Origin of the sequence: Variovorax soli NBRC 106424 (assembly GCF_001591385.1) — a bacterium.
Lineage (GTDB): Bacteria > Pseudomonadota > Gammaproteobacteria > Burkholderiales > Burkholderiaceae_C > Variovorax > Variovorax soli.
This window is the reverse complement of sequence record NZ_BCUU01000030.1, coordinates 20,675-44,247: the sequence shown is the minus strand read 5'-3', so window position 1 is coordinate 44,247 and position 23,573 is coordinate 20,675. Positions and strand designations below refer to the sequence as shown.

Genomic DNA, 23,573 nt, shown 5'->3' with positions numbered 1-23,573 from the left:
TCTTCCAGATTCCTCTTCCTTCATGCCCCTGATCCGATCCATCATCCATGCCTTGTGGATGCTCGTCACCGTCGTGCCCTGGGCCATCATCATGCTGGTTGCGTCGCTGTGGACCAAGAGCGAACCGCTCTACTGGATGGCGGTGCGCTGGCTGAGCTGGGCAACCGGCGGAGCCCGGGTCATCCTGGGCATCGAGACGCGCGTCTCGGGCATGGACAACCTGCCGCAGGACCAGCGCGCCGGTGCCATCCTGCTGGTCAAGCACCAGTCCACCTTCGAGACCTTCTACCTGCCCACGCTGATGCCGCATCCGCTGGCCTTCGTGTTCAAGCGCGAACTCATCTACGTTCCCTTCTTCGGCTGGGCCATGGCGCGGCTGGACATGATCCACATCGACCGCAGCCTGCGCGCGCAGGCCTTCAACAAGGTGGTGGCGCAGGGCAAGCGCCTGCTGGCGCAGGGCATCTGGATCATCATGTTTCCCGAGGGCACGCGCATTCCGCGCGGCCAGGCGGGCCAGTACAAGTCGGGCGGCACGCGGCTGGCGGTGGAAACCGGCGCGCCGGTCATTCCCATCGCCGTCACCTCGGCCAAGGTCTGGCCGCGCAAGGCCTTCATCAAGCGCCCCGGCGTGGTCGACGTTTCCATCGGCCCGGCCATTTCCAGCGAAGGCCGCAAGCCCGATGAGCTGATGCGCGAGGTGGAGGCCTGGATCGAGGGAGAGATGCGCCGCCTCGATCCCGACGCTTACGCTGGCCAGCAGCAGTCGTAGTCCATACGCACGAGGTTTTCCATGCGTGGCCTGCTGCAAATGACGCTCGACCTGTTCGACGCGCCGGCCGCGCCGTCCGTGGCGCCGGCGCCGGTGCCTGCCACCGAGCCTGAGCCCGGCCCCGCAGCGCCCGCCGTTTCCCTGGCCGATGCGCTGGCGCCGGCCAATTTCACGCATCCGCGGGCCACGCGTGAAGTCATGCTCGGCCATGCCCGCGTGGCCTACGAATTCACCCGCGCCCAGCGCCGCACCATCGGCTTCGTGGTGGGCGCGGAGGGCCTGAGCGTGCGCGCGCCGCGCTGGGTGGCGCTGCGCGACGTCGATGCCGCGCTGCAGGAAAAGGCCGAATGGATCGTGCGCAAGCTGGACGAAACGCGCGAGCGGCACCAGCGCATGGAGTCCTCGCGCATCGAATGGCGCGACGGTGCCGTGTTCAACTTTCTGGGTGAGCCGGTCACCGTGCGGCTGGATCCGCGCCATGCCTTTGCCGGCAGCGGCGGCGCCATCCTCGATGCAGGGCCCATGGGCGAAGGCGGTGCCGGCGGCCAGCGCGTGCTGCGCCTGGCGCTGGCCGGCAACGCCAGCAGCGCCCAGGTGCGCGATGCGGCGCAGGCCTGGCTCATGCGGCAGGCGCGCCGCATCTTCACCGAGCGGCTCGACCATTTCGCGCCGCGCCTGGGCGTGCGCTGGAGCAAGCTCTCGCTGTCCAATGCCGCCACCCGCTGGGGCAGCGCCAGCGCGGACGGCGGCATCCGCCTGCACTGGCGGCTCGTGCATTTCCGCCTACCGGTGATCGACTACGTGGTGGCGCACGAGCTCTCGCACCTGCGCGTCATGGACCACAGCCCGCGCTTCTGGGAAACGGTGGAAAGCGTGGTGCCCGACTACCACCAGCTGCGCCGGCAGCTCAAGGAAGAGCAGCTGTCTCGCTGGTCCTGATGGCGGGCGAGGGCGCGCGTGCCGGCGCGCCGGCGCGCAGCTGCCCGGTGGCGATCTCGCCCAGGCGGCGCAATGCGCTGTCGATCTCTTCCGTGTAGGGCCAGCCGCAGTTCAGCCGCGTGAAGCGGTCGAAGCGCACCGAATTGGAAAACAGCGAGCCCGGCGCGATCAGGATCTGCTCGCCCAGCGCCTCCTCGCACAGCCGGTTGCCCGACAGGCCTTCGGGCAGTTCCACCCACAGCTGCAGGCCGCCGGGCGGCACGTTCATGCGCGTGCCTGGCGGAAAGTAGCGGGCGATGGCCTCGGCCGTCTGCTCGCGCTGCGTGGCGAGGGCGGCGCGCAGCCGGCGCAGGTGCCGGTCGTAGGCGCCGGTGGCCATGAACTGCGCGGCGCCCAGCTGCGGCAGACTTTCGTTGTTGCGCGTCTGCGCGTACTTGAGCATTTCCACCCGCGCCTGCCAGCGGCCCGCGGCCATCCAGCCCAGGCGCAGGCCGGGCGCCAGGATTTTGTGCAGCGAAGCGCAGTGGATCACCTGGCCGCTGCGGTCCCATGACTTGATGGCACGCAGGGGCGCCGGGCTGTCGACCAGCGCGCTGTAGGTGTCGTCCTCGATCAGCGCGATGCCGCGCGCGTCGCAAAAGCGCAGCAGGCGCTGCTTGTTCTCGTCCGGCATCACGCTGCCCAACGGGTTTTGCAAATGCGGGATCACCACCACGGCCTTGATGTCGCCGTACGTGTCGGCCGCCAGCTCCAGCGCCTCGAGCGAAATGCCCGTCTGCGGGCTGGTGGGAATTTCCAGTGCGCGCAGGCCCAGGCTTTCGAGCACCTGCAACAGGCCATAGAAGGTGGGCGATTCCACCGCGATGGTGTCGCCGGCGCTCGCCACCGCGCGCAGCGCGAGGTTGAGCGCTTCGATGCAGCCGTTGGTGACCAGGATGTCGTCCGGCGCCAGCGTCATGCCGCTGGCCAGCGCCCGCCGCGCCAGCACCGAGCGAAAGCCGGCTTCGCCGCGCTGCTGGGGGGCGGTGGTGAGCATCTCGGGCCGCTGGCGCAGCCCCTTGGCCATGGCGTTGCGCAGCGCTTCGCCGGGATAGAGCTGCGGCGCGGCACGGGCGATGGAGAAGTTGACCTTGACCGACTGGTTGCGCCGGTTCGAGACGAAGGCGGACACCCGCGCATGGATGCCCACGTACTGCGCCGGATCGGGTGCCGTGCAGGAAGGCTCGTTCAGCGGCGCGAGGCTGGCGCGCGCTGGCGAGCGAACGAAGTAGCCGGAGCGGTCACGCGCCTCCAGCCAGCCGGCGCTTTCCAGTTCGCGGCACAGCTGGAGCGCCGTCGAGAGGCTGATGCCGTGCAGCTGCATCAGCTTGCGAAGCGACGGCATGCGGGCGCCGCGCGGCAGCGTGCCGGCGCGGATCGCGTCCAGGTAGTGCGCGGCCAGGCGCTTGTAGAGCAGGGGTGGCGGCGGCGGGTCCATCGGTTGGTGTGTGCGAACGGAAATGCTCGCGCAGACAGGGCGCGCGATACAGATGCAGTTCGCGCGAAAACCACCATAACAGAGCGCGGCCGGCGCTTTCTGCATCGCAACAGATGGCCACGTGCTGTGCCTGTTTTTCCCTGGCGCCGGTTCCTACGATGAAGGCGTTCCTGCCCGCTCATCCATCCACACGACGAGGTTCCGCCAGCCATGATGAAGACGATTGCCGACTCCGCTTCCGATGCCGCCCTGGTGCGGCCCCTGCGGCTCGCGCCCGGCCAGGCGCTGCACCTCCCGGTGCGCCCGGGCACGGGCCTGCAGGTGACGGCCGGCGCGCTGCGCGTGCGCACGCCGATGCGCTGGCTGGCGGACGCGGCCCGTGCGCAGCCCTTTCAATGCCTGGGCGAAGGCGAGGGTCTGTGCCTGGAGGACGGCGGCTGGCTGGCGCTGGAAGTGGCCGCCGGCCAAGGCGAGGCGCGGCTGCTGCTGCTCGAGCCCGCGCAGCCGCTGCTGTGGCTGTGGCGCCGCCTGCGCGCGCTTGCGCTGTGGGTGTCGCGCGCAGGCACCGGAGGCCGCCAGCGCGCGTGAAGGCGCAAGAGGTTCAGCGCGCGGCGGCGATCGGCTCCAGGCCGGTCTTGGCGATCGTCGGCGCGGACTCGGGCGACTGCAGGTAGCGGATCAGCTGGCGCGCCGCCTCGGGCTGCTTGGCGCCGGTGGCGATGCCGGCCGAGAACACCGTCACGCGCTGCACCTCGGCCGGCAGCGGGCCGATGTAGTCGATGCCGGCGATCGGCAGCAGCTCGCTCACCTGTTGCAGTCCGAGCGCCGCCTCGCCGCGCGCCACCACCGCGCCCACGCGCTCGCTCACGATGCGCCGGCTCTTGGGCTTGACCTCGGCCTCGATGCCCAGCTTCTTGAGCAGCTCGGTCTCGTAGTAGGTGCCGCTCGCGCTGGCCGAATAGGCGATCGAGGGCGCGGCCAGCAGCGTGCGCTTGAGCGCCTCGACCGTGCCGATGTCGGGCCGGGGCGCGCCCTTCTTCACCGCGAAGCCGATCGACGAGCGCACCAGGTCGACCTGGCTGCCCGGCACCACCTGGCCCGCCGCCACCAGCGCGTCGAGGGCGGGCCGCGCCAGGATCACCACGTCGGCCGGTTCGTTGCGCGCGAGCCGGCTGGGGATCGAATCCTGCGCATTGCCCATCGAGGCGCCGTACGCGGTCTTGACGGTGCGGCCGCTCATGCGCTCGAAGCCCGGGCGCAATTCGTTGTAGGCCGCGGTGAAGCCGCCCGAGGTCATGACATGCAGCTCGCCGCCACCGCTGCCGCCATCGGCGCGCGGGCCGCCCAGGCTGCCGCAGCCGGCCAGCACGGCGGTGGCCACCCCGATCAGGGCGGCGCGGCGGGTCAGGCGCGAAAAGGAGAAGTGACGGGATGAGGTCATGGGCAGGAGTCCTTCGGCTGTTGCTTGCTTCACTGCATGCTAGGCAGCGAAGCTGTCAGTCCGCCGTCAGCGCCCTAGTGGTTATCACCCGGTCAGGCCTTCGGCGGTGCGGCGGCGGCGATCAGCGCCGCGCGGCGCGCCAGGCTGTCCTTGGGCCACATCTCGGACGCCTTGTAGTACTGCGCCACCGCGGGCGTGCCGGGCGGCAGCAGCACCCAGGGCTGCTTCGACTCGGTGAAGATGTGGATGTCCGGCGGCAGCAGGTCGGGGTTGTCCAGCGTGCCCACCCGCACGAAGCGCACCGCCTCGCCAAAGCCCGCATAGTTGCTCCACACCGCGACGCGGCAGCCCGGGCAGCGCCAGATCTTCTGGCCCTTGCCGCTGAGAGACGGCGTGTCCACCCGCTCGGGCTGGCCGGCCAGCAGTTCCACCCGGTCCGCCTCGATCATGGCGTTGAGCGCAAACGCGGTGCCCGTTTCGCGCTGGCACCAGCGGCAGTGGCAGCAGTGCACGAACATCGGCCGCGACGTGAGGCGGTAGCGCACCTGTCGGCAGGTGCAGCCGCCTTCGGCAGTGAATTCAGACTTCGGGTCCATCACGCGTCTCCTCGGGGGGGCGCCATCTTCGCACGCTGCGAAGCGGCCTGCACCGAGGGTGCGCGAGCCAGATATTCAGTGGCGGAACCGGAGGTTCTGTGGGCCCAGCTCGGCCACGCGCCGGGCGCCCATCAGGCGCATGTCGCGCACGATCTCGGCCTTGAGCTGGCCCAGCGCCCGCTCGATCCCCGGCTGGCCGGCGGCGGCCAGCGCATACAGGTAGTAGCGTCCCAGCCCCACCGCCTTGGCGCCCAGCGACAGCGCCTTGAGCACGTGGCTGCCGCGCTGGATGCCGCCGTCGATCATCACGTCGATCCGGTCGCCCACCGCCTGCACGATCTCGTCCAGCTGGTCGAAGGCGCTGCGCGAGCCGTCCAGCTGGCGCCCGCCGTGGTTGGACAGCACGATGCCCGTGCAGCCGATGTCGGCCGCGCGGCGTGCGTCCTCCACGCTCATCACGCCCTTGAGGCAGAACTCGCCGCCCCAGGCCTGCACCATCTGCGCCACGTCGTCCCAGTTCATCGACGGGTCGAGCATCTCGGTGAAGTAGCGGCCGATGGTGAGCGCGTCGCCCTTCATGTCGATGTGCGCGTCCAGCTGCGGCAGGCTGAACTTCTCGTGCGCGAGGTAGTGGATGCCCCAGGCCGGCTTGATGGCGAACTGGTAGAGGCCGCCCAGCGTCAGGCGAAACGGGATCGAGAAGCCGGTACGCAGATCGCGCTCGCGGTTGCCGCCGGTGATGCTGTCCACCGTCAGCATCATCACCTGGATGCCGCTGGCCTTGGCCTGTTCCATCATGGCGCGGTTCAGGCCCCGGTCCTTGTGGAAGTAGAACTGGTAGACCTGCGGGGTGCGGTGCTTTCTCGCCAGCTCGTCCATCGAGACGGTGCCCAGCGACGAGACGCCGAACATGGTGCCGAACTTCTCGGCCGCCGCCGCGGTGGCGCGCTCGCCCTGGTGGTGGAAGAGGCGCTGCAGCGCGGTGGGCGACAAATACACCGGCAGGTCGATCTTCTGCCCCATGACGGTGGTCGACAGGTCCACCTCCGAGACGCCGCGCAGCACGCTGGGCACCAGGTCGCAGGTCTCGAAGGCGGCGCTGTTGCGGCGCATCGTCACCTCGTCGTCGGCGCCGCCGTCGATGTAGTTGAAGATCGGGCCCGGCAGCCGGTGCTGCGCCAGTCGGCGGAAGTCGTGGAAGTTGTGGCAGTCGTTCAGTCGCATCGCGGTCTGCGCCGGGGCATGTGGCGCCGGCGCGAAGGTGCAGCGACTGTAGGAAGACGGCGGCCCGGGCGGGATGAAAGGCGCTGGCCGCGCGCGTGAAGTTTTTTCAGGATGAGGCAGCGGCGGCGGCCACACCTACTCGCGCACCGCCTGCCGCAGCCATTCGACAAAGGCGGCGCATTCCCAGCGCTCGAGCGTGCCGGGCTTCCAGCACAGGTAGTAGTCGTGCGGCGAAGGCGCGGTGAGGTGCGACAGGCGCACCAGCCGGCCGCTGTCCAGCCAGCCCTGGCCGAGCCGCATGCGCATCAGCGCCACGCCGAAGCCGGCCACCGCCGCGTCCAGCACCAGCCCCAGGTCATTGAACTGGTTGCCCGAGGCGGGCTCCGGCAGGTCGATGTTGCAGGCGCGGAACCAGGTGCGCCACGGTTCCAGCGGCGAGCGGATCAGGTGCGCGCGGCCGATGGCCTCGGCCGTGCGGAAATCGTCCTCGAAGGGGCCGGCCTCGCGCAGGTAGTCGGGGCTGCACACCGGGCACACCTCGTCCGACAGCAGGTGCATGGACTCGCGGTCGGCAAAGGGCGCGGTGCCGAAGCGCAGTTCGATGTCGGCCTCCTCGGCCGTCACGTTGTGGATCGGGATGGCCACCTGCAGCATCAGCTCGATGTCCGGGTAGGCATGGCGGAACAGCGCCAGTCGCGGCAGCAGCAGCGCGCGCGAGAATGTGGGCGTCACCGCCACGCGCAGGCGCGTGGCGCGCGGCTGGTCGGTCTGCCCCGGCATCTGCTGCAGCGCGCTCATCGCCTCGCGCACGCGGGCCAGGTAGGCCACGCCGTCGGGGGTGAGGCTGAAGTCGCCGCGTGCGAACAGCTTGTGGGCCAGCTGCAGTTCGAGCTGGCGGATGCGGTGGCTCACCGCGCTGGGCGTGACGCTGAGTTCCTCGGCGGCCAGCGTCACGCTGCGCAGGCGGGCCAGCGCCTCGAAGGCCAGCAGGGCCTGGATGGGCGGAATGCGGGGGGTGGCCATGGCCCCGCATTGTCGCCCCGCGCCGGGCTTCAGCCGCGCGCGTGGGTCACGCCGCCGTCCACGATCAGCGTCGAGCCCATCACGTAGTCGCCGGCGCGCGACGCCAGGTAGATGGCGGCGCCAGCCATGTCCTCGGGCGTGCCGATGCGGCCGGCGGGAATGCGTCCCTTGACCTCGTCCGCATGGTCGCGCGCATCCTTGTTCATGTTGGACGCAAAGGCGCCGGGGGCGATGGCGCTCACGGCGATGCCGTCCGGTGCCAGGCGCAGGGCCATGCGGCGCGTCATGTGGATCAGGCCGGCCTTGCTGGCCGCGTACGAATAGGTCTCTTGCGGATTGACCGACACGCCGTCGATGGAGGCGATGTTGATCACCTTGGCCAGGTGGCCGCTGGTTGCGGCGGCGGTGCGCAGCATGGGCGTGAGGGCCTGCGTCAGGAAGAAGGGCGCCTTCAGGTTCAGGTCCACCACCTTGTCCCAGCCGCTTTCGGGAAACTCGTCGTACGGCGCGCCCCAGGCGGCGCCGGCGTTGTTCACCAGGATGTCCAGCGTCTTCTCGTGCCTGGAATACGCATCGACCAGGCCCTTGACGCCTTCCACGGTGGAGACGTCCGCCGGCAGCGACACGCAGTGGCCGAAGGCCGACAGTTCCTTGGCCGTGGCGTCGCAGGCATCGGCCTTGCGTGCCGAGATGTAGACGCGGGCCCCCTGGGCGAGAAAGCCTTCCGCGATCATGCGGCCGATGCCGCGCGAGCCGCCGGTGATCAGCGCGGTGCGGCCTTGCAGCGAGAAGAGGTTGCGGGTGTCCATGGTCGAGAGTCTCCTGCGTGTCGTGTAGGTGGGTTTGGATGCAGCCGCGAGAGCTTAAGCCGGGGCGCGCCGGGCCGGCGTCACCAAGGTTCCAGCGGCCCGCCCGTGGGCTCAGCGGGCCAGGGCGCCCAGGGCGGCGGCGATCTCGTCCAGCGCGGGGCGACGCATCGGGTCGGCATCGAAGCAGCGCGCCTGCAGGTGCGCCAGCGCGTCGCGCTCGCTCGGGCTCGGCGCACCTTCGCAGCGCTCGAGCAGTTCCTCCAGCAGGCAGCCGAAGGCGCGCGCCTCGATGCGCTGCAGGGCGGTGGCCTGCTGGCTCTCGGGTTCGACGAAAGAGGCTGCGCCGAAGTCGCCCAGGAGCGCGTGCTGCGCACCGTTCCACAGGATGTTGTGGGCATAGAAGTCGCCATGGACCATGCCCCGCCGATGCAGCTGCGCCAGGGCGGACGCGGTGCCGCCCGCAATGGCCAGCAGGCTGGGCCAGCCGAAGCGGGTGCCTGGCGCATACACGTCGCGCGAGCAGCTCTCGAAGCTGGGCGGCCCCGCCAGGTTGCGGTAGGCCGGGCCGACCAGGTCCAGCACCAGGCCGTGCGTGCCTTCGGGATGGCCGGCGATGCGGCCGCGCACCGGGATCAGGCTGGGGTGCGCGCCGGCTGCCATGCAGGCGTCCATCTCCGACTGGGGCGAGCCGTCGCTGGTGATGGCGCCCTTGAAGAGCTTCACGGCCACTTCGCCTGGCGTGCTGCCGTTCTTCCATGTCGCCCGGTGGATCACGCCCGACGCGCCCTGGCCCAGCACCTCGTGCAGTTGCAGGGCGGCCCAGTCGACATCGGGCACCGGGTACGCAAGCACCGCGCGCTCCTCGTTCGCCTGCGCGAGCGGATTGCCGCCGAACGCCAGCCACGAAAGCCGGGGCAGGCCGAACAGCCAGCCGGGCAGGGTGTCGAAGCGGTTGCAGGCGATGCGCAGCAACTCCAGGCGCTCGCAGGCCGCCATCGAATCGGGCAGGCCGGACAGCCGGTTGCCGGCCAGCATGAGTTTCTGCAGGCGCGGGCGCTGGCCCAGCTCGGCGGGCACTTCGGCGATCTGGTTGTCGGTCAGGATCAGCCAGCGCAGGCGCGGCGGCAGGGCGGCGGCGCCGACCTGCGCGATGGCGTTGCTCTTGAAGCCCACCATCTCCAGCTGCGGGCAGTCGCCCAGCACCTCGGGCAGCCGGGTGAAGCGGTTGTTGGAGCAGAACAGGATGCGCAGCTTGCGAAGGCGCCCGAAGTCCGCCGGCAGCTGCGACAGCGCATTGCCCGTGAGGTTGAGCACCTCCAGCGACTCGGCCAGATCGAGGATCTCGCGCGGGAACTCGGTCAGCCCGCCCGCCAGGTCGAGCCGCGTGGCGCCCGCCAGCGCGCCGCTGCGCAGGCGGGCCAGCGTTTGCGATGCGGCTTCGTTCACGCCCTGGCCGCGCTCTATCCGCGCCCGGGCAGGCCGAAACGGTAGATGCCGTCTTCGCCCCGCGTGCGCCGCAGCTGGCCCGAGAACCACAGGTAGTGCAGGTGCGCCACCGTCTCGCCCATGGCAAAAGTCATCTGGTGCAGGTCGAGCGCGCGCTTGAACAGCACCGGCAGCGCCTCGGCCGCGGTGAGCGCGCGCTGGCTGCAGGCCTCCATCAGGGCGGCCAGGTGGTCGCGGTGGTGGTCTTCCAGCTGGCGCACGCGCTTGTGCACGCCGGTGAAGGGCTTGCCGTGCGCCGGCAGGCCCAGCACGTCGGCCGGCAGCTCGTTGAAGCGCTTGATGCTCTGCAGGAACAGGCGCAACGGGTTCGATTCGGGCTCGCCGGCATGCACGCTCACGTTGCTGGAAATGCGCGGCAGCATCATGTCGCCGCCCAGCAGCACGTTGAGCTCCTCGCAGTACAGCGAGATGTGTTCGGGCGCATGGCCGTAGCCGCTGATGCAGCGCCATGCGCGCCCGCCGATGAGCACCTGGTCGCCATCCATCATGCGCACGTAGTTCTTGGGCACGCTGGGGACCATGTTCGAGTAGTAGCTCGTGCGAGCGCGGATCTTGGCGATGGAGTCCGCATCGAGAAGGCCGTGCGCCGCGAAGAAATCGGCGGCTTCCTCCCCGCCGGCGGCGTTGTCGCCCGCGGTCGTGAGCACGCGGGCCACGTTGTAGTCGGTGGCGCTGATCCACAGCGGCGCGTTCCAGCGCGTGCACAGCCAGTCGGCCAGGCCGATGTGGTCGGGGTGCATGTGGGTCACGATCACGCGCAAAATGGGCAGGCCTTCCAGCTGGGTGGCGAAGATCTGCTCCCATTGCTCGCGTGCCTCGTCGCGCGAAATGCAGCAGTCCACCACCGACCAGCCCTGGCGGCCGTCGATCTCGTCACGCAGCAGCCACAGGTTGATGTGGTTCAGTGCAAAGGGCAGCACCATGCGCACCCAGCGCACGCCGGGCGCCACCTCCAGCGTGCTTCCGGGCTCCGGAAGCTGGTCGCCGAGGGGGTAATGGAGTTCGCTTTCGAGAAGGTTCATGTACGATTGACGTTTACGTAAACGTCATTTGTGTTTCGCCCATTGTAGGGACAGGCGCGATTTCGTGCTGTCACCCTGGCAACGGAGAGTCAAAACGCATCCGGATACATGTCGGCGCCAACCTACACCATCAGCGAGCTCGCGCAGGAATTCGACCTCACCACGCGGGCCATCCGCTTCTACGAGGACATGGGACTGCTTTCGCCCGAGCGGGCCGGCCCCGGCGGCCGCGTGCGGGTCTACAGCAGCCGCGACCGTGCGCGCCTGCTGCTCACGCTGCGGGCCAAGCGCCTGGGTCTGAGCCTGGTCGAGGCCAAGGACATCCTCGACGTGTACGACAGCCCGCGCGACACGGTGCCCCAGCTCGAGAAATTCCTGAGCGTGCTGGGCGAGCACCGACGCCAGCTCGAGGCGCAGCTCACCGAAGTGCAGGCCAACCTCGACGACGTGCGCGAGCAGGAACGCAAGGCCCGCGCCTCGCTGTCGCGGGCCCGACGCAGCGCCGCTTGACAGATCACCCCCAAACAACAAACCGGGAACCACACCATGCCAAACAGCCTCAACGACCTCTTCGCCCACAACCGCGCCTGGGCCGCGCAGATCGAGCGCGACCGGCCCGGCTTCTTCACCAGCCTGGTCAAGCAGCAGACGCCCAAGTACATGTGGATCGGCTGCTCCGACAGCCGCGTGCCCGCCAACCAGATCACCGGCCTGGAGCCGGGCGAGGTGTTCGTGCACCGCAACGTGGCGAACGTGGTGGTGCATTCGGACCTGAACGCACTGTCCACCATCCAGTTCGCGGTCGACCTGCTGAAGGTCGAGCACATCATGGTGGTGGGCCACTACGGCTGCGCCGGCGTCAAGGCGGCACTCAACAACATCCGCGTGGGGCTGGCCGACAACTGGATCCGCCACATCCAGGACGTGCGCGACCGCCATCGCGCCCTGCTCGACGAAGTGGCGGAAGACAAGCGGGTCGATGCGCTGTGCGAGCTCAACGTGGTCGAGCAGGTGGTCAATGTCTGCGTCAGCACGGTGATGACCGACGCCTGGAGCCGCGGCCAGAACGTGCGCATCCACGGCTGGTCCTTCGGCGTGCACGACGGCCTGCTCAACGACCTGGGCATGACGGTGCGCAGCACCGAGTCGCTCGAATCCGTGCACCAGGCCGCGGTCGAGCGCATCCGGGCCAAGTGGACCGCCAAGGCCTGAGGCAGAAAGGGCCGCGCCGGGAGAGCAAGCGGGATGTTTCCTCAGCGCCTGGACTCGCCGCTGGCCTATGGCATTGCCAAGGCCATGGCGGACGGCTTCAACCGGCACTACCGGTTGTTCCGTGCCGAGTCCGCGCGCGCCAAGCACCGATTCGAGACCGCCGACTGGCACGGCCAGCAGCGCGCGCAGCGCGAGCGCATCGAGTTCTACGACCTGCGCGTGCAGGAAGCCGTGGCGCGGCTCGAAAAGGAATTCAAGGCCGGCGAGCAGCCCATGGAGGTGTGGCACCAGGTCAAGCTGCACTTCATCGGCCTGCTGGTGAACCACCACCAGCCGGAGCTGGCCGAGACCTTCTTCAACTCGGTCACCACCAAGATCCTGCACCGGACCTACTTCCAGAACGACTTCATCTTCGTGCGCCCGGCCATCAGCACCGAGTACATCGAGCCGCGCGACGCGCCCACCTACCGGGCCTACTACCCGTCGCAGGACGCGCCGGAGGCCGCGCTGGAAAGCGTCGTCGTGCGCATCCTGGAGGACTTCGACCTGCTGGGCCGGTGGGCCGGCCTGCAGCGCGATGCGCGCCGCGTGGCGCAGGCCATTCTCGGGCGCTTCCACCAGGTCAAGCTGCGGGCCAACTTCCAGCTGCAGGTGCTTTCGGGGCTGTTCTACCGCAACAAGGGCGCGTACGTGGTGGGCAAGGTGATCAACGGCTTCGTCGAGCTGCCGTTCTCGCTGCCCATCCTGCACGACGGCGCGGGCCGCTTCTACGTGGACGCGGTGCTGTTCGGCGAGGACGACCTGCAGATGCTGTTCAGCTTCGCGCGGGCCTACTTCATGGTCGACATGGAGGTGCCCTCGGCCTACGTGCAGTTCCTGCGCTCGCTCATGCCGCGCAAGCCGCGCGCCGAGATCTACAACGCGCTGGGCCTGGCCAAGCAGGGCAAGACGCTTTTCTACCGCGACTTCCTCTCGCACCTGAACTACTCCAGCGACAAGTTCCGCATCGCGCCGGGCATCAAGGGCATGGTGATGCTGGTGTTCGACCTGCCGTCGTTCCCCTTCGTGTTCAAGCTCATCAAGGACTTCTACCCGCCGCCCAAGGACACCACGCGCGAGCAGATCAAGGGCAAGTACATGCTGGTGAAGCAGCACGACCGGGTGGGCCGCATGGCCGACACGCTGGAGTACAGCGAGGTAGGCTTTCCGCTGGACCGTTTCGAGCCCGACCTGGTCGAGGAGATCGAGAAGTTCGCGCCCAGCCAGCTGAGCATCGGAGACCGCGACGGCAACGGTGAGATGGAGCTGGTGCTCAAGCACGTCTACATCGAGCGGCGCATGATCCCGCTGAACATCTTCCTGCAGGAGAGCTTCGACCAGATCGAGAGCGCGCAGAGCCCGGCGCAGGTGCAGCACGCGCAGCAGCAGCTCGAGCGCGCGGTGGTCGAGTACGGCAATGCCATCAAGGACATGGTCGCGGCCAACATCTTCCCCGGCGACATGCTGTGGAAGAACTTCGGCGTCACGCGCGGCGGCAAGGTGGTGTTCTACGACTACGACGAGATCGAATACCTCACCGACTGCAACTTCCGCAAGGTGCCCGCGCCGCGCAACGAGGAGGACGAGATGAGCGGCGAGGTGTGGTACCCGGTGGGCCCCAAGGACGTGTTCCCCGAGACCTTCGCGCCCTTCCTTCTCGGCAACGACAAGGTGCGCGAGGCCTTCATGGCCCACCACGCCGACCTGCTGGACGCGGCCTTCTGGCAAAGCCACAAGGAGCGCATCAAGGCCGGCCACATGTTCGACGTTTTCCCGTACGACGAGGCGCAGCGCTTCAAGCACGAAGGCAGCCCCGCACCGTATTTCTGACCCCACCCTTCATTCATCCATCCGTTTCATTCATCGCAAGGAGATCCGCATGTCCGAATCCATCGTCATCGTCGGTGCAGCCCGCACCCCCATGGGCAGCTTCCAGGGCGACTTTTCTTCGCTGGCCGCGCACGACCTGGGTGGTGCCGCCATCCAGGCCGCGGTCGAGCGTGCCGGCATCCAGCCCGATTCGGTGGGCGAGGTGCTGTTCGGCAACTGCCTGATGGCCGGCCAGGGCCAGGCGCCGGCGCGCCAGGCGGCCTACAAGGGCGGCCTGCCCGACAGCGCGGGGGCCGTCACGCTGTCCAAGATGTGCGGCTCGGCCATGAAGGCCGCCATGCTGGCGCATGACCTGCTGCTGGCCGGCACGCATGAGGTGATGGTGGCCGGCGGCATGGAGAGCATGACCAACGCGCCCTACCTCATGCTCAAGGGCCGCGGCGGCTACCGCATGGGCCACGACCGCATCTTCGACCACATGATGCTGGACGGCCTGGAAGACGCCTACCAGCCCGGCCGCAGCATGGGCACCTTCGGCGAGGACTGCGCCGCCAAGTACAAGTTCACCCGCGAGGAGCAGGACGCCTTCGCCATCGCCAGCGTGCAGCGCGCGCAGCACGCCACCCAGGACGGCCTCTTCAAGGCCGAGATCGCGCCCGTCACCGTCAAGGGCCGCGCCGGCGACACCGTCATCTCGGTCGACGAAGGGCCGGGCAAGGTCAAGCTGGACAAGATCCCCACGCTCAAGCCGGCCTTCAAGAAGGAGGGCGGCACCATCACCGCCGCCTCCAGCTCGTCCATCAACGACGGCGCCGCGGCGCTGGTGATGATGACCGAGAGCACCGCGAAGAAGCTGGGCGCCACGCCCATCGCCCGCCTGGTCGGCCATGCCACGCATGCGCAGCAGCCGGAGTGGTTCTCCACCGCACCGGTGGGCGCCGTGCAGAAGCTCTTCGCCAAGACGGGCTGGAACACGCGCGACGTGGACCTGTGGGAAGTGAACGAGGCCTTCGCGGTGGTGCCGATGGCGCTGATGAAGGAACTGGGCGTGTCGCACGACATCGTCAACGTGCACGGCGGCGCCTGCGCGCTGGGCCACCCCATCGGCGCCAGCGGCGCGCGCATCATGGTCACGCTGATCCATGCGCTGCAGGCGCGTGGCAAGAAGCGCGGCGTGGCCACGCTGTGCATCGGCGGCGGCGAAGGCACGGCCGTGGCCATCGAGCTGGTCTGAGGCGCGCCGCGACGTGATCGAGAACATCGACCAACTGCGTGCGCTGTACGGCGAGCCCGGACAGCGCTCCATGCTCAAGCAGCTGCCGCGCCTGGAGGCGCATGGGCAGCGCTTCATCGAGCGCTCGCCGTTCTGCGTGCTGGCCACGGCCGGCCAGGGCGGCGCCCTGCTCGACGCCACGCCGCGCGGCGGCGAGCCGGGCTTCGTCAAGGTGACGGACGGCGGCGCCACGCTGCTCTTGCCCGATGCGGGCGGCAACAACCGGCTCGACTCGCTGCAGAACCTGCTGGCCGACCCGCGCGTGTCGCTGCTGTTCATGGTGCCGGGCATCGACGAGACGCTGCGCGTCAACGGCACCGCGCGCCTGCGCGACGAGCCGGCCTTCTGCGATGTCTTCGCCAGGGAAAGGCTCCGGCCCAGGGTGGTGATCGAGGTGTCGGTGCGCGAGGCGTACCTGCACTGCGCCAAGGCCTTCATGCGCTCCAGGCTGTGGCATCCGGACACCTGGAAGCCGCGCGACATGCCGTCGATGGGCGAGATGATGCGCGACCAGATCGGCGCCGGCGTCCTCACCATCGCCGAAACCCAGGAGCAGATGCTCGAGCGCTACCACGCCCAGCTGCGCGCCGAGCAAACGCCGGCCGGCTGAACGGCACCCACAACGAAGAGAGACGACAAGCCATGCTGCTGACCCCCGACCAGGAAGCCATCCGCGACGCCGTGCGCGCCTATGCGCAAGAACAGCTCTGGCCCCATGCCGCGCGCTGGGACCGCGAGCACACCTTTCCAAAGGCCGCGCACGAGGGCCTCGCGCAGCTCGGCGCCTACGGCATCTGCGTGCCGGAGGAAGACGGCGGCGCGGGCCTGGACTACCTCACGCTGGCGCTGGTGCTGGAAGAAATTGCCGCCGGCGACGGCGGCACCAGCACCGCCATCAGCGTGACCAACTGCCCCGTCAACGCCATCCTCATGCGCTACGGCAATGCGCAGCAGAAGAAGCAATGGCTGCAGCCGCTGGCGCAGGGCCGGATGCTGGGCGCCTTCTGCCTGACCGAGCCGCAGGCCGGCAGCGATGCCTCGAGCCTGCGCACCACGGCGCGCAAGGATGCGGATGGCTACGTGATCGACGGCGTGAAGCAGTTCATCACCAGCGGCAAGAACGGCCAGGTGGCCATCGTCATCGCCGTGACCGACAAGGCGGCCGGCAAGCGCGGCATGAGCGCCTTCCTGGTGCCCACCGACGCGCCCGGCTACACCGTGGCGCGCCTGGAAGACAAGCTGGGCCAGCACAGCAGCGACACGGCGCAGATCAACTTCGACGCGTGCCGCATTCCGCACGAGAACCTCATCGGCCAGGAGGGCGAAGGCTACAAGATCGCCCTGGGCGCGCTGGAGGGCGGGCGCATCGGCATTGCCGCGCAGAGCGTGGGCATGGCGCGCAGCGCCTTCGAGTTCGCGGTGCAGTACGCCAAGGAGCGACAGGCCTTCGGCGGCAGCATCTTCGACCAGCAGGCGGTGGGCTTCCGGCTGGCCGAATGCGCCACGCAGATCGAGGCGGCGCGCCAGCTCATCTGGCATGCCGCGTCGCTGCGCGATGCCGGCCTGCCCTGCCTGAAGGAAGCGGCCATGGCCAAGCTCTTTGCCAGCGAGATGGCCGAGCGCGTGTGCAGCGCCGCCATCCAGACGCTGGGCGGCTATGGCTATGTGAACGACTTCCCGCTGGAGCGCATCTACCGCGACGTGCGGGTGTGCCAGATCTACGAAGGCACTTCCGATATCCAGAAACTGCTGATCCAGCGCGCGCTCTAGGGATTGTCAACAGTCTGTGCTAGAACGCCGCTTGCGCCGCAGCCCGCGCGCGCACGCAAGGTCAATCAACCAAACCAAGTGGGGAGTTCACATGAGTTTCTTTGGCAAGATTTTCTCGAAGATTTTTCCTTCGGCCAACGCCGCGGAAGTCGTTGCGGCGCCGCCGGCGCCTGCTGCTTCTGCTTCGACTGCCAGCGCGCCTGCCGTGCCTGCGCCGCCGCCGCCGATTCCGCTGGGTGACGTGGCACCCATCCTCGACGCGATGCCCGGGGCCAGCGCACTGAACTGGCGCACTTCGATCGTGGATCTGCTGAAGCTCCTCGGCCTGGACAGCAGCCTGGCCGCGCGCAAGGAACTCGCCACCGAGTTCACCTACTCGGGCAGCGACGAGCCGGGCTCCGCCGCATGGAACATCTGGCTGCATCGCCAAGTGATGTCGCGCATTGCGGCCAACGGCGGTACGGTTCCGCCTGAACTGCGCGACTGATCAGGCTCGACCGAGCTACGCGCCACGGCGGCTGGGCGGGATGCATCCCGCCTCGCCGCCGTTCTTGTTTCTCTTACTTACCAAACAGTTTGAGGATGTGCTGCCAGATGCGCAGCAGCCAGCCCGAGCGCTCCACCTCGGCCTGGGCGACCAGCGGGGCTTCGCCCACCGGCTTGCCGTTGGACTCGGCCACGACCTTGCCGATCACCGCGCCCTTGGCTACGGGGGCCTCCAGGTCGGGCTTGATCTGCACCGAGGTCTTCACCTCCTGGCCGCGCGGCACCGTCACCGACCAGGGCTCGGCCAGGACCGCCGCCACCGTGTCGGCCTTGCCGAAGCTGACCTTGGGCGTCGCGACGACCGCGTTGGCCTGAATGGGCGTGGCCTTCTCGAAATTGGAGAAGCCCCAGCCCAGCAGCGTGCGCGTCTGGTCGGCGCGCGCCTGCATGCTGTTGGTGTTGAGGATGACCGTGATCAGGCGCATGCCGTTGCGCTTGGACGATGTAACGAGGCAGAAGCCCGCGTCGTTGGTGTGGCCGGTCTTCAGGCCGTCCACCGTGGGGTCGGTGTAGAGCAGGGCGTTGCGGTTGCCCTGCTTGATCTTGTTGTAGGTGAAGTCGCGCTCCGCGTAGATCGGGTAGTACTCGGAGCTTTCGCGGATGATCGCGCGCGCCAGGATCGCGAGGTCGCGTGCCGATGCCTTGTGCTCCAGGGCGGGCAGGCCGGTGGCGTTGACGAAGTGCGTGTTCTTCATGCCCAGGCGCTGGGCCTCGGCGTTCATGAGCTTGGCGAAGCCCTCCTCGGAGCCGGCCATGTGCTCGGCAATTGCCTTGGAGGCGTCGTTGCCCGACTGGATGATGATGCCGCGCAGGATGTCGATGACGGTGGCCTGGCCGTTGAGCGGCAGGTACATGCACGACTCGGTGCTCGAGCCGCGGCACCAGGCGTTCTGGCTCACGGTGACCAGGTCGTCCTTCTTGAGCTTGCCCGAGCGCAGGGCCTGCTCGACCAGGAAGCTGGTCATCATCTTGGTGAGCGACGCGGGCGGCAGCGGCTCGTCGGGGTTGGCCGAGGCGAGCACCTCGCCGGAGTCGAAGTCCATCAGCAGCCAGGCCTTGGCGGCCAGCGCCGGGGCGCCGCCGGCAACGGCGGTTTCGCCGGCCACCGGCGCCGGGCCGGACGCTTCGGCAGGCGCCTTCTTCTGGGTGACGTGCTTGGGTGCCTTGGTGGTTGCGAAGGACACCGAACTGGGAGCCAGTGCGCCCGTGGCAATGGCGAGGGCGACCGGGAGAATGGAGAAAGTCTTGAGATGCATGGGCGTTCAGGGGCTGAGGCGCAATTGTCGCGGATCAATCGCGGGATTTTCGGTTGGCGCACTGGAGGACCGGAAAACGCCGCGCAAGTTCAGTGGCGGTGCGCCTCTTGTGCACAATGACGCCGCCCATGCCTGAAGCCACCGTCGCATCGCCCGGGCCCCTTGCCGCGCTTCGCCGGATCTGGGCCGACACCCCGCACGCCAACCCGCTGGTCGACCAGACGCTGGCGCGCACCTATGTGCTGGACACGCGCGACACGCCGTTTTCCGCCGCCTTCACGGCCGTCATCTTCTGGATCACCTTCCTGGTGCTCACCGGCGACAAGGGCACGCTGGTCTGGGCGGCGCTGGTGCACGGCATGCAGCTGCACATGTACTTCCACCTGCACCGCGAGCAGCCGCAGGACTACCGCGTGGAGCAGGCCTTCGAGATCCGGCGGCGGCTGGAAACGCGCATGCTCTTTCCAGGCATCGTGTGGGCGCTGGCGCCCTGGCTCTTCTTCCCGGGCGACAGCCAGCCGCTGATGCTGCTGATGTACGTGTTTGCCGGCGGCATGACCAGCGCGTCGGCCGCGGCCCTGGCCCAGTGGTGGCGCGCGGCGGTGTTGTTCACCGTGCCCTGCTACCTGAGCCTCTCGGCCCGCCTGCTGCTGGAGGGCGGCACCCTGGGCACGCTGCTGGGCTGCCTGGCGCTGTGGCAGATGCTGGCCACGCTGCACTACACGCGCAAGCAGAACCGCCTGCTGGTGCGCTCCATCGAAAGCGGCTTCGAGAACGCACGCCTGGCCGATGCGCTGTCGCGCCAGCTCGACCACGTGGCGCAGCTCGCCGCGCAGCGCGCGCGCATCTTCGCCGCCGCCAACCACGACCTGCGCCAGCCCATGCATGCGCTGTCGATGTTCGTGGCCTCGCTCAGCCCCAGCCAGCCGCCGCAGCCGCAGACGCTGCGCTTCATGCAGGACAGCGTGGATGCGCTGCGCACCTCGGTCGATGCGCTGCTGGACATCGCGCAGGCCGACGGCGCGGGCACCAAGGTGCGGCTGCATGCGGTGGCGCTGGCGCCACTGCTGCAGGCGCTGCACGGGCGTTTTGCCGGCGACGCCGCCGCCAAGGGCCTGCGGCTGCGCTTCGCGCCGACGCAGGCGGTGCTCCATGCCGATGCGCGGCTGCTGTCGCGCCTCCTGGCCAACCTGGTGGACAACGCCATCAAGTACACGCCGCGCGGCACGGTGCTGGTGGCCGCGCGGCGCCGGTGCGTCGAAGGCAAGGAAGCCTGGCGCATCGAGGTGCGCGACTCGGGGCTGGGCATTGCCGATTCGCTGCGCGAGCAGGTGTTCGAGCCCTTCTTCCAGGCCGACAACCCGGGGCGCGACCGAAGCCGGGGCCTCGGGCTGGGCCTCTCGCTGGTGGCCAGCATGGCGCGCATGCTGCACTCGCGCATCGAGCTGCGCTCGGCGCCCGGGCGCGGCAGCACCTTCAGCCTGACCTTGCCGGCTGCCCGCGCGGCCAAGGCGGCAGCGGCTGCCGCCGACGGCCGCCAGCCCGCGAACGAAACGAACGCGCCGCCCAAGCGCGTGCTGGTGCTCGACGACGAGGAGCCGGTGCGCCTGGCCATGCATGCGCTGCTGCGCGGTTGGGGCCACGAAGTCGCCCTGGCCGCGCATCCGCACGAGGCATGGCAGCTGCCCGGTGACTTCGACGTGCTGCTGGGCGACCTGCGCCTCGGCGGCGGCCTGTCGGGCCTGGCCGCTGCGCAGGCGCTGCACGCGGTGGGCAAGGTGCGGCAGGTGGTCATCCTCACCGGCGAGACCGACACCGCGCACCGCACCGAGGTCGAGCTGGCCGGCTTCCCGCTCCTGTACAAGCCGGCCGATGCCCAGGCCTTGCGCGCACTGCTGGCCGGCGGCGCCGCGGCCGCAACCTAGGCAGGAGGGCGTTCCATGGCTTCGACAGATACCTCGCGTGCACCTTGCCCCTGCGGCCGGCTCGACCTCAAGGGCAGGCCGCTGGCCCACGGGCAGTGCTGCGGCCGCTACCTCGACCATTTCGACGCCGTCCCCGCGCCCGATGCGGAATCGCTCATGCGCTCGCGCTACAGCGCGTTCGTGCTCGAGAACGCTGCGTACCTGCTGGCCACCTGGCATGCGAGCCAGCGTCCGCCCCAGCTCGAATTCGAACCCGGCGCGCGCTGGCTGGGCCTGGACGTGCGCTCGCACACGCGCCAGGACGATACGCACGCCCAGGTCGAATTCGTGGCCCGCCTGCGCGACGCGGGCGGGCGCGCCAGCCGCCTGCACGAGAAGAGCCGCTTCGTGCGCGAGCCCAACGAGGGCGGCGTGTGGCGTTGGTACTATGTCGACGCCCTATGAGCCCTAGCCATTCCCTGCCTTTCGATGCCGTGCTGTTCGACTGCGACGGCGTGCTGGTCGATTCCGAACCCATCACCAACCGCGTGCTGCGCGACATGCTCGAAGAGCTGGGCTGGTCCATGACGCTGGACGAGTGCATGGCCACCTTCGTCGGCAAGGCGGTGAAGGACGAGGTGGCGCAGATCGAGGCGCACACCGGCCAGCGGCTCACCGACGCGTGGCTGGCGTCCTTCCGCACCCGCCGCAACGAGGCGCTCGACCGCGAACTGCAGGTGGTGCCGGGCGCGCCGACGGCGGTGCGCGAACTGCACGAGCAACTCGGCGGGCGCATCGCCTGCGCCTCGGGCGCCGACCGCATCAAGGTGGAACTGCAGCTGGCCAAGGTGGGCCTGGCGCCCTACTTCCAGAACCGCATCTTCAGCGGCCATGAGACGCCGCGCTCCAAGCCCTTTCCGGATGTGTACCTGGCGGCGGCCCGCGCCCTGGGGGTCGATCCGCGCCGCTGCGCGGTGGTGGAAGACACGGTGACCGGGGCCCGCGCCGGCATCGCCGCCGGCGCCTCGGTGTTCGGCTACAGCCCGGGCGGCCTGTCGCACAGCAGTGCGGCGGCCCTGCGCGCAGTGGGCGTGAGAGAGGTCTTCGTGGACATGGCGCAGTTGCCGTACGTGCTGGGCGGCCATGCGTCGCACGTGGTGGGCGCCGCCAGCGCCTGAGGGATCTTTTTCAGAACGGCTTGGGCGCCATGCCGCGCGCGCGCCCAGCCTGGCCGCGATGCAGGTGGTCCGCCTCCTTGGCGTAGACGTTGCACCGGTCGAAGAAGGCCTCCAGTTCGGTCGACTTGTCGAACACCCCGTCGGCGCCCAGCGCCAGGCAGCGCTTGCGGATCTCGGGCGTCGGGTAGTTGGTCAGCACCAGCACGTGGCGGCTCGGCGGACGCTCCTGGCAAGCCTTCAGGACCGAGAGGCCCGAGCCCTGCTTGAGAAAGAGGTCGACCACGGCCAGCTCCCAACTCTCGCCATAGGCATTGAACGCGGTCGCGGCCTGCGATGCGGTTTCGGCCGTGGCCACCACCTCCAGGTCGGTCAACTCGTCCATGGCCGCCAGCAGGTTCTCGCGGATGGCCGGGTTGTCTTCGACGAGGATGGTGACAAGAGACATCGGGGGACCGAACAGGGCAGGGGTTGCAGATAGGCTGCACAGAAGTTTTGACCAGGGTAGGGTTTTGGCGCGTAGGCCGACGGCCCGAGCGCGTTCGCTGTGGGCATCGCCGCTGTGCAAGACAATTCCTTCCCCGTGTAGGGCACCCGCTCTACAGGGTGCGGTCAATGCGCGGCGGCGTTGCGAAGCGCCTTTTCTGACTTGTCCGGCAGTTGGCCGCGCCGGAATTCGCCGGGCGACACGCCTGTCCATTGCCGAAATGCCCGGGCAAAACTCTTCTCGTTGCGGAACCCCACGGCCAGCGCAACCTGCTTGATCGGCTTGTTGTTCCGGCGCAGCTGTTCCATGGCCTGCTCCCTGCGCACCTCGTCCTTGAGGCGCTGCAACGAGGTGCCTTCATCCTTGAGCTGGCGATGCAAGCTGCGCGCGGAGCTGTTGAGCAAGGCCGCCAGCGCCGGTGCATTGCCGGCTTCCTGCGGACGGGTTCGCAGCAATTCGCGTACCCGCTGGCCCAGCAGACGGTCGCGCCGGTATTGCAGCACGGTCAGGGGCAGGGCGCGCCTGAGCATGATGCGCAGGGCCCGCTCGTCGCGTTGCAAGGGCAGTTGCAGGTAGCGCTCGTCGAAGCTGTAGCTGGCCTCCGCCGCGCCGAAGTGCACGCGGTCGCAGAACATCAGCGGGTAGGCGTCGGCGTGCGGCGGCGCCTCGAACGGAAAGCTCGCTTCGCGCAGGCTCACGCGCGAATCGATGGCCCAGCTGGCAAAGCCGTGCAGGAAGCGCAGGCACGACACCAGGCAGAACTCGCGCAACTCGGCCGGCACCGGCCGCTGCTCCTGGATGCGCACCGTGGCCGCGCCGCCTTGCACCTGCAGCGAGATCAGGATGTCCTCGGTCAGCAGCCGGTGGTGCCGGCACCAGCGCTTGATGGCCACGCCCAGGTCCGGCGCGGTGATGGAGGCGCGGCACAGCATGCCGTAGCTGCCCCAGGGCAGGCGGCGGCTGAACCAGCCCAGCGCCTCGTCGTCCAGCTCCTGCATGGCATGGGCGTTGAGCGCCTCGAACTGCGCGGCCGTGACCCGCGCCTGCCGGTTTCCGACGTCGCGCGGCGCGATCTGTGCCGCCGCCAGCGCGGCGCCCGGGGCCTTGCCGTACAGGGCGTAGGCGCGCACGATCGCCTGCACGAAGGCCATCGGCGTGGCGGCGCGGGCGCTGCGGGAGCTGGACGGGGGCATGGATGAAGGGTCTGCGCGGCGGACCGGAGTGGCGCAATTTGCAACTATTGTGGCGCCATTTGCGCCAGCGCTGGGCGTA

Annotated in this window: 24 protein-coding genes; 13 read left to right on the top strand and 11 right to left on the bottom strand. The window is 69.2% G+C overall.

All coding sequences use genetic code 11. From position 1 onward, the window contains the following. Window positions 1-22: 22 nt before the first annotated feature. Window positions 23-772: a lysophospholipid acyltransferase family protein gene (locus tag VSO01S_RS11335; RefSeq protein WP_068642380.1), complete on the top strand. Its 750-nt coding sequence runs from the start codon at window positions 23-25 to the stop codon at window positions 770-772. A 21-nt stretch (window positions 773-793) separates the two neighbouring features. Continuing rightward, window positions 794-1,711: a M48 family metallopeptidase gene (locus VSO01S_RS11330; protein WP_068642378.1), complete on the top strand. Its 918-nt coding sequence runs from the start codon at window positions 794-796 to the stop codon at window positions 1,709-1,711. Here the strand turns inward: VSO01S_RS11330 and VSO01S_RS11325 are convergent. Further along, on the bottom strand, window positions 1,680-3,188 hold the full coding sequence (locus VSO01S_RS11325; protein ID WP_068642376.1) for an aminotransferase-like domain-containing protein: 1,509 nt from the start codon (window positions 3,186-3,188) through the stop codon (window positions 1,680-1,682). The genes VSO01S_RS11330 and VSO01S_RS11325 overlap by 32 nt on opposite strands. A gap of 210 nt (window positions 3,189-3,398) precedes the next feature. On the opposite strand from VSO01S_RS11325, the gene VSO01S_RS11320 reads away from it, so the two are divergent. Next, window positions 3,399-3,776, top strand: a complete 378-nt coding sequence (locus VSO01S_RS11320) for a hypothetical protein (protein ID WP_068642375.1) — start codon at window positions 3,399-3,401, stop codon at window positions 3,774-3,776. A gap of 13 nt (window positions 3,777-3,789) precedes the next feature. Here the strand turns inward: VSO01S_RS11320 and VSO01S_RS11315 are convergent, their stop codons facing one another. From VSO01S_RS11315 to VSO01S_RS11285, 7 genes are all read right to left on the bottom strand, one after another. Next, a complete protein-coding gene (locus tag VSO01S_RS11315; RefSeq protein WP_068642373.1) occupies window positions 3,790-4,629 on the bottom strand; it encodes a substrate-binding domain-containing protein in 840 nt (279 codons plus the stop codon). Between the two features lie 92 nt (window positions 4,630-4,721). Beyond that, on the bottom strand, window positions 4,722-5,225 hold the full coding sequence (locus VSO01S_RS11310) for a GFA family protein (protein WP_068642371.1): 504 nt from the start codon (window positions 5,223-5,225) through the stop codon (window positions 4,722-4,724). 75 nt (window positions 5,226-5,300) lie between these two features. After that, window positions 5,301-6,449, bottom strand: a complete 1,149-nt coding sequence (locus VSO01S_RS11305; protein WP_068642369.1) for an alpha-hydroxy acid oxidase — start codon at window positions 6,447-6,449, stop codon at window positions 5,301-5,303. A 135-nt stretch (window positions 6,450-6,584) separates the two neighbouring features. Further along, window positions 6,585-7,472 (bottom strand): LysR substrate-binding domain-containing protein, encoded by an 888-nt coding sequence (locus VSO01S_RS11300; protein ID WP_068642367.1) that lies wholly within the window; start codon window positions 7,470-7,472, stop codon window positions 6,585-6,587. Window positions 7,473-7,501: 29 nt separating this feature from the next. Continuing rightward, window positions 7,502-8,281, bottom strand: a complete 780-nt coding sequence (locus VSO01S_RS11295) for an SDR family oxidoreductase (RefSeq protein ID WP_068642364.1) — start codon at window positions 8,279-8,281, stop codon at window positions 7,502-7,504. Window positions 8,282-8,392: 111 nt separating this feature from the next. Then, a complete protein-coding gene (locus VSO01S_RS11290) occupies window positions 8,393-9,727 on the bottom strand; it encodes a leucine-rich repeat-containing protein kinase family protein (protein WP_068642362.1) in 1,335 nt (444 codons plus the stop codon). A 14-nt stretch (window positions 9,728-9,741) separates the two neighbouring features. After that, on the bottom strand, window positions 9,742-10,809 hold the full coding sequence (locus tag VSO01S_RS11285) for an MBL fold metallo-hydrolase (RefSeq protein ID WP_068642360.1): 1,068 nt from the start codon (window positions 10,807-10,809) through the stop codon (window positions 9,742-9,744). A 108-nt stretch (window positions 10,810-10,917) separates the two neighbouring features. Between VSO01S_RS11285 and VSO01S_RS11280 the strand changes: the two genes are divergently transcribed. The 7 genes from VSO01S_RS11280 to VSO01S_RS11250 all read left to right on the top strand — a co-directional run bounded on the left by VSO01S_RS11280 (window position 10,918) and on the right by VSO01S_RS11250 (window position 17,420). Further along, the gene (locus tag VSO01S_RS11280) at window positions 10,918-11,319 is read left to right on the top strand and encodes a MerR family transcriptional regulator (RefSeq protein WP_068642358.1); all 402 of its coding nucleotides are present in this window, start codon (window positions 10,918-10,920) and stop codon (window positions 11,317-11,319) included. 36 nt (window positions 11,320-11,355) lie between these two features. Beyond that, window positions 11,356-12,021: a carbonate dehydratase gene (gene can, locus VSO01S_RS11275; RefSeq protein ID WP_068642356.1), complete on the top strand. Its 666-nt coding sequence runs from the start codon at window positions 11,356-11,358 to the stop codon at window positions 12,019-12,021. Between the two features lie 33 nt (window positions 12,022-12,054). Continuing rightward, window positions 12,055-13,890 (top strand): bifunctional isocitrate dehydrogenase kinase/phosphatase, encoded by a 1,836-nt coding sequence (gene aceK / locus VSO01S_RS11270; protein WP_068642354.1) that lies wholly within the window; start codon window positions 12,055-12,057, stop codon window positions 13,888-13,890. A 49-nt stretch (window positions 13,891-13,939) separates the two neighbouring features. Further along, window positions 13,940-15,124, top strand: coding sequence for an acetyl-CoA C-acyltransferase (locus VSO01S_RS11265; protein ID WP_068642352.1), 1,185 nt, complete (start codon window positions 13,940-13,942; stop codon window positions 15,122-15,124). Window positions 15,125-15,137: 13 nt separating this feature from the next. Further along, a complete protein-coding gene (locus VSO01S_RS11260; RefSeq protein WP_068642350.1) occupies window positions 15,138-15,773 on the top strand; it encodes a pyridoxamine 5'-phosphate oxidase family protein in 636 nt (211 codons plus the stop codon). Between the two features lie 32 nt (window positions 15,774-15,805). Further along, a complete protein-coding gene (locus VSO01S_RS11255; RefSeq protein WP_068642348.1) occupies window positions 15,806-16,933 on the top strand; it encodes an acyl-CoA dehydrogenase family protein in 1,128 nt (375 codons plus the stop codon). A gap of 91 nt (window positions 16,934-17,024) precedes the next feature. After that, window positions 17,025-17,420: a DUF3597 domain-containing protein gene (locus tag VSO01S_RS11250; RefSeq protein ID WP_068642345.1), complete on the top strand. Its 396-nt coding sequence runs from the start codon at window positions 17,025-17,027 to the stop codon at window positions 17,418-17,420. 73 nt (window positions 17,421-17,493) lie between these two features. Here the strand turns inward: VSO01S_RS11250 and VSO01S_RS11245 are convergent, their stop codons facing one another. After that, entirely contained in the window at window positions 17,494-18,735 is a 1,242-nt protein-coding gene (locus tag VSO01S_RS11245) for a D-alanyl-D-alanine carboxypeptidase family protein (RefSeq protein WP_068642344.1), read from the bottom strand. Window positions 18,736-18,863: 128 nt separating this feature from the next. On the opposite strand from VSO01S_RS11245, the gene VSO01S_RS11240 reads away from it, so the two are divergent. From VSO01S_RS11240 to VSO01S_RS11230, 3 genes are read left to right on the top strand one after another with little or no spacing between them, the layout of a single operon-like run. Continuing rightward, window positions 18,864-20,660: an ATP-binding response regulator gene (locus VSO01S_RS11240; protein ID WP_161944437.1), complete on the top strand. Its 1,797-nt coding sequence runs from the start codon at window positions 18,864-18,866 to the stop codon at window positions 20,658-20,660. A 15-nt stretch (window positions 20,661-20,675) separates the two neighbouring features. Next, the gene (locus VSO01S_RS11235; protein ID WP_068642339.1) at window positions 20,676-21,104 is read left to right on the top strand and encodes a YchJ family protein; all 429 of its coding nucleotides are present in this window, start codon (window positions 20,676-20,678) and stop codon (window positions 21,102-21,104) included. Further along, the gene (locus VSO01S_RS11230) at window positions 21,101-21,817 is read left to right on the top strand and encodes an HAD family hydrolase (RefSeq protein ID WP_068642337.1); all 717 of its coding nucleotides are present in this window, start codon (window positions 21,101-21,103) and stop codon (window positions 21,815-21,817) included. The genes VSO01S_RS11235 and VSO01S_RS11230 overlap by 4 nt, the downstream gene beginning before the upstream one ends. Window positions 21,818-21,827: 10 nt before the next feature. Here VSO01S_RS11230 and VSO01S_RS11225 read toward each other — a convergent pair whose 3' ends face one another. Together VSO01S_RS11225 and VSO01S_RS11220 are read right to left on the bottom strand one after the other, a co-directional pair. Continuing rightward, a complete protein-coding gene (locus VSO01S_RS11225; RefSeq protein WP_084241818.1) occupies window positions 21,828-22,262 on the bottom strand; it encodes a response regulator in 435 nt (144 codons plus the stop codon). 164 nt (window positions 22,263-22,426) lie between these two features. Continuing rightward, complete coding sequence (locus tag VSO01S_RS11220; RefSeq protein WP_068642335.1) at window positions 22,427-23,494, bottom strand: AraC family transcriptional regulator; 1,068 nt, start codon at window positions 23,492-23,494, stop codon at window positions 22,427-22,429. Window positions 23,495-23,573 lie beyond the last annotated feature (79 nt).

What these genes read in the sequence shown, in the direction of transcription:
- VSO01S_RS11335 (WP_068642380.1), top strand. Translation starts at nt 23, where the DNA reads ATGCCCCTGATCCGATCCATCATCCATGCCTTGTGGATGCTCGTCACC.
- VSO01S_RS11330 (WP_068642378.1), top strand. Translation starts at nt 794, where the DNA reads ATGCGTGGCCTGCTGCAAATGACGCTCGACCTGTTCGACGCGCCGGCC.
- VSO01S_RS11325 (WP_068642376.1), bottom strand. Translation starts at nt 3,188, where the DNA reads ATGGACCCGCCGCCGCCACCCCTGCTCTACAAGCGCCTGGCCGCGCAC.
- VSO01S_RS11320 (WP_068642375.1), top strand. Translation starts at nt 3,399, where the DNA reads ATGATGAAGACGATTGCCGACTCCGCTTCCGATGCCGCCCTGGTGCGG.
- VSO01S_RS11315 (WP_068642373.1), bottom strand. Translation starts at nt 4,629, where the DNA reads ATGACCTCATCCCGTCACTTCTCCTTTTCGCGCCTGACCCGCCGCGCC.
- VSO01S_RS11310 (WP_068642371.1), bottom strand. Translation starts at nt 5,225, where the DNA reads ATGGACCCGAAGTCTGAATTCACTGCCGAAGGCGGCTGCACCTGCCGA.
- VSO01S_RS11305 (WP_068642369.1), bottom strand. Translation starts at nt 6,449, where the DNA reads ATGCGACTGAACGACTGCCACAACTTCCACGACTTCCGCCGACTGGCG.
- VSO01S_RS11300 (WP_068642367.1), bottom strand. Translation starts at nt 7,472, where the DNA reads ATGGCCACCCCCCGCATTCCGCCCATCCAGGCCCTGCTGGCCTTCGAG.
- VSO01S_RS11295 (WP_068642364.1), bottom strand. Translation starts at nt 8,281, where the DNA reads ATGGACACCCGCAACCTCTTCTCGCTGCAAGGCCGCACCGCGCTGATC.
- VSO01S_RS11285 (WP_068642360.1), bottom strand. Translation starts at nt 10,809, where the DNA reads ATGAACCTTCTCGAAAGCGAACTCCATTACCCCCTCGGCGACCAGCTT.
- VSO01S_RS11280 (WP_068642358.1), top strand. Translation starts at nt 10,918, where the DNA reads ATGTCGGCGCCAACCTACACCATCAGCGAGCTCGCGCAGGAATTCGAC.
- can (WP_068642356.1), top strand. Translation starts at nt 11,356, where the DNA reads ATGCCAAACAGCCTCAACGACCTCTTCGCCCACAACCGCGCCTGGGCC.
- aceK (WP_068642354.1), top strand. Translation starts at nt 12,055, where the DNA reads ATGTTTCCTCAGCGCCTGGACTCGCCGCTGGCCTATGGCATTGCCAAG.
- VSO01S_RS11265 (WP_068642352.1), top strand. Translation starts at nt 13,940, where the DNA reads ATGTCCGAATCCATCGTCATCGTCGGTGCAGCCCGCACCCCCATGGGC.
- VSO01S_RS11255 (WP_068642348.1), top strand. Translation starts at nt 15,806, where the DNA reads ATGCTGCTGACCCCCGACCAGGAAGCCATCCGCGACGCCGTGCGCGCC.
- VSO01S_RS11250 (WP_068642345.1), top strand. Translation starts at nt 17,025, where the DNA reads ATGAGTTTCTTTGGCAAGATTTTCTCGAAGATTTTTCCTTCGGCCAAC.
- VSO01S_RS11245 (WP_068642344.1), bottom strand. Translation starts at nt 18,735, where the DNA reads ATGCATCTCAAGACTTTCTCCATTCTCCCGGTCGCCCTCGCCATTGCC.
- VSO01S_RS11240 (WP_161944437.1), top strand. Translation starts at nt 18,864, where the DNA reads ATGCCTGAAGCCACCGTCGCATCGCCCGGGCCCCTTGCCGCGCTTCGC.
- VSO01S_RS11235 (WP_068642339.1), top strand. Translation starts at nt 20,676, where the DNA reads ATGGCTTCGACAGATACCTCGCGTGCACCTTGCCCCTGCGGCCGGCTC.
- VSO01S_RS11230 (WP_068642337.1), top strand. Translation starts at nt 21,101, where the DNA reads ATGAGCCCTAGCCATTCCCTGCCTTTCGATGCCGTGCTGTTCGACTGC.
- VSO01S_RS11225 (WP_084241818.1), bottom strand. Translation starts at nt 22,262, where the DNA reads ATGTCTCTTGTCACCATCCTCGTCGAAGACAACCCGGCCATCCGCGAG.
- VSO01S_RS11220 (WP_068642335.1), bottom strand. Translation starts at nt 23,494, where the DNA reads ATGCCCCCGTCCAGCTCCCGCAGCGCCCGCGCCGCCACGCCGATGGCC.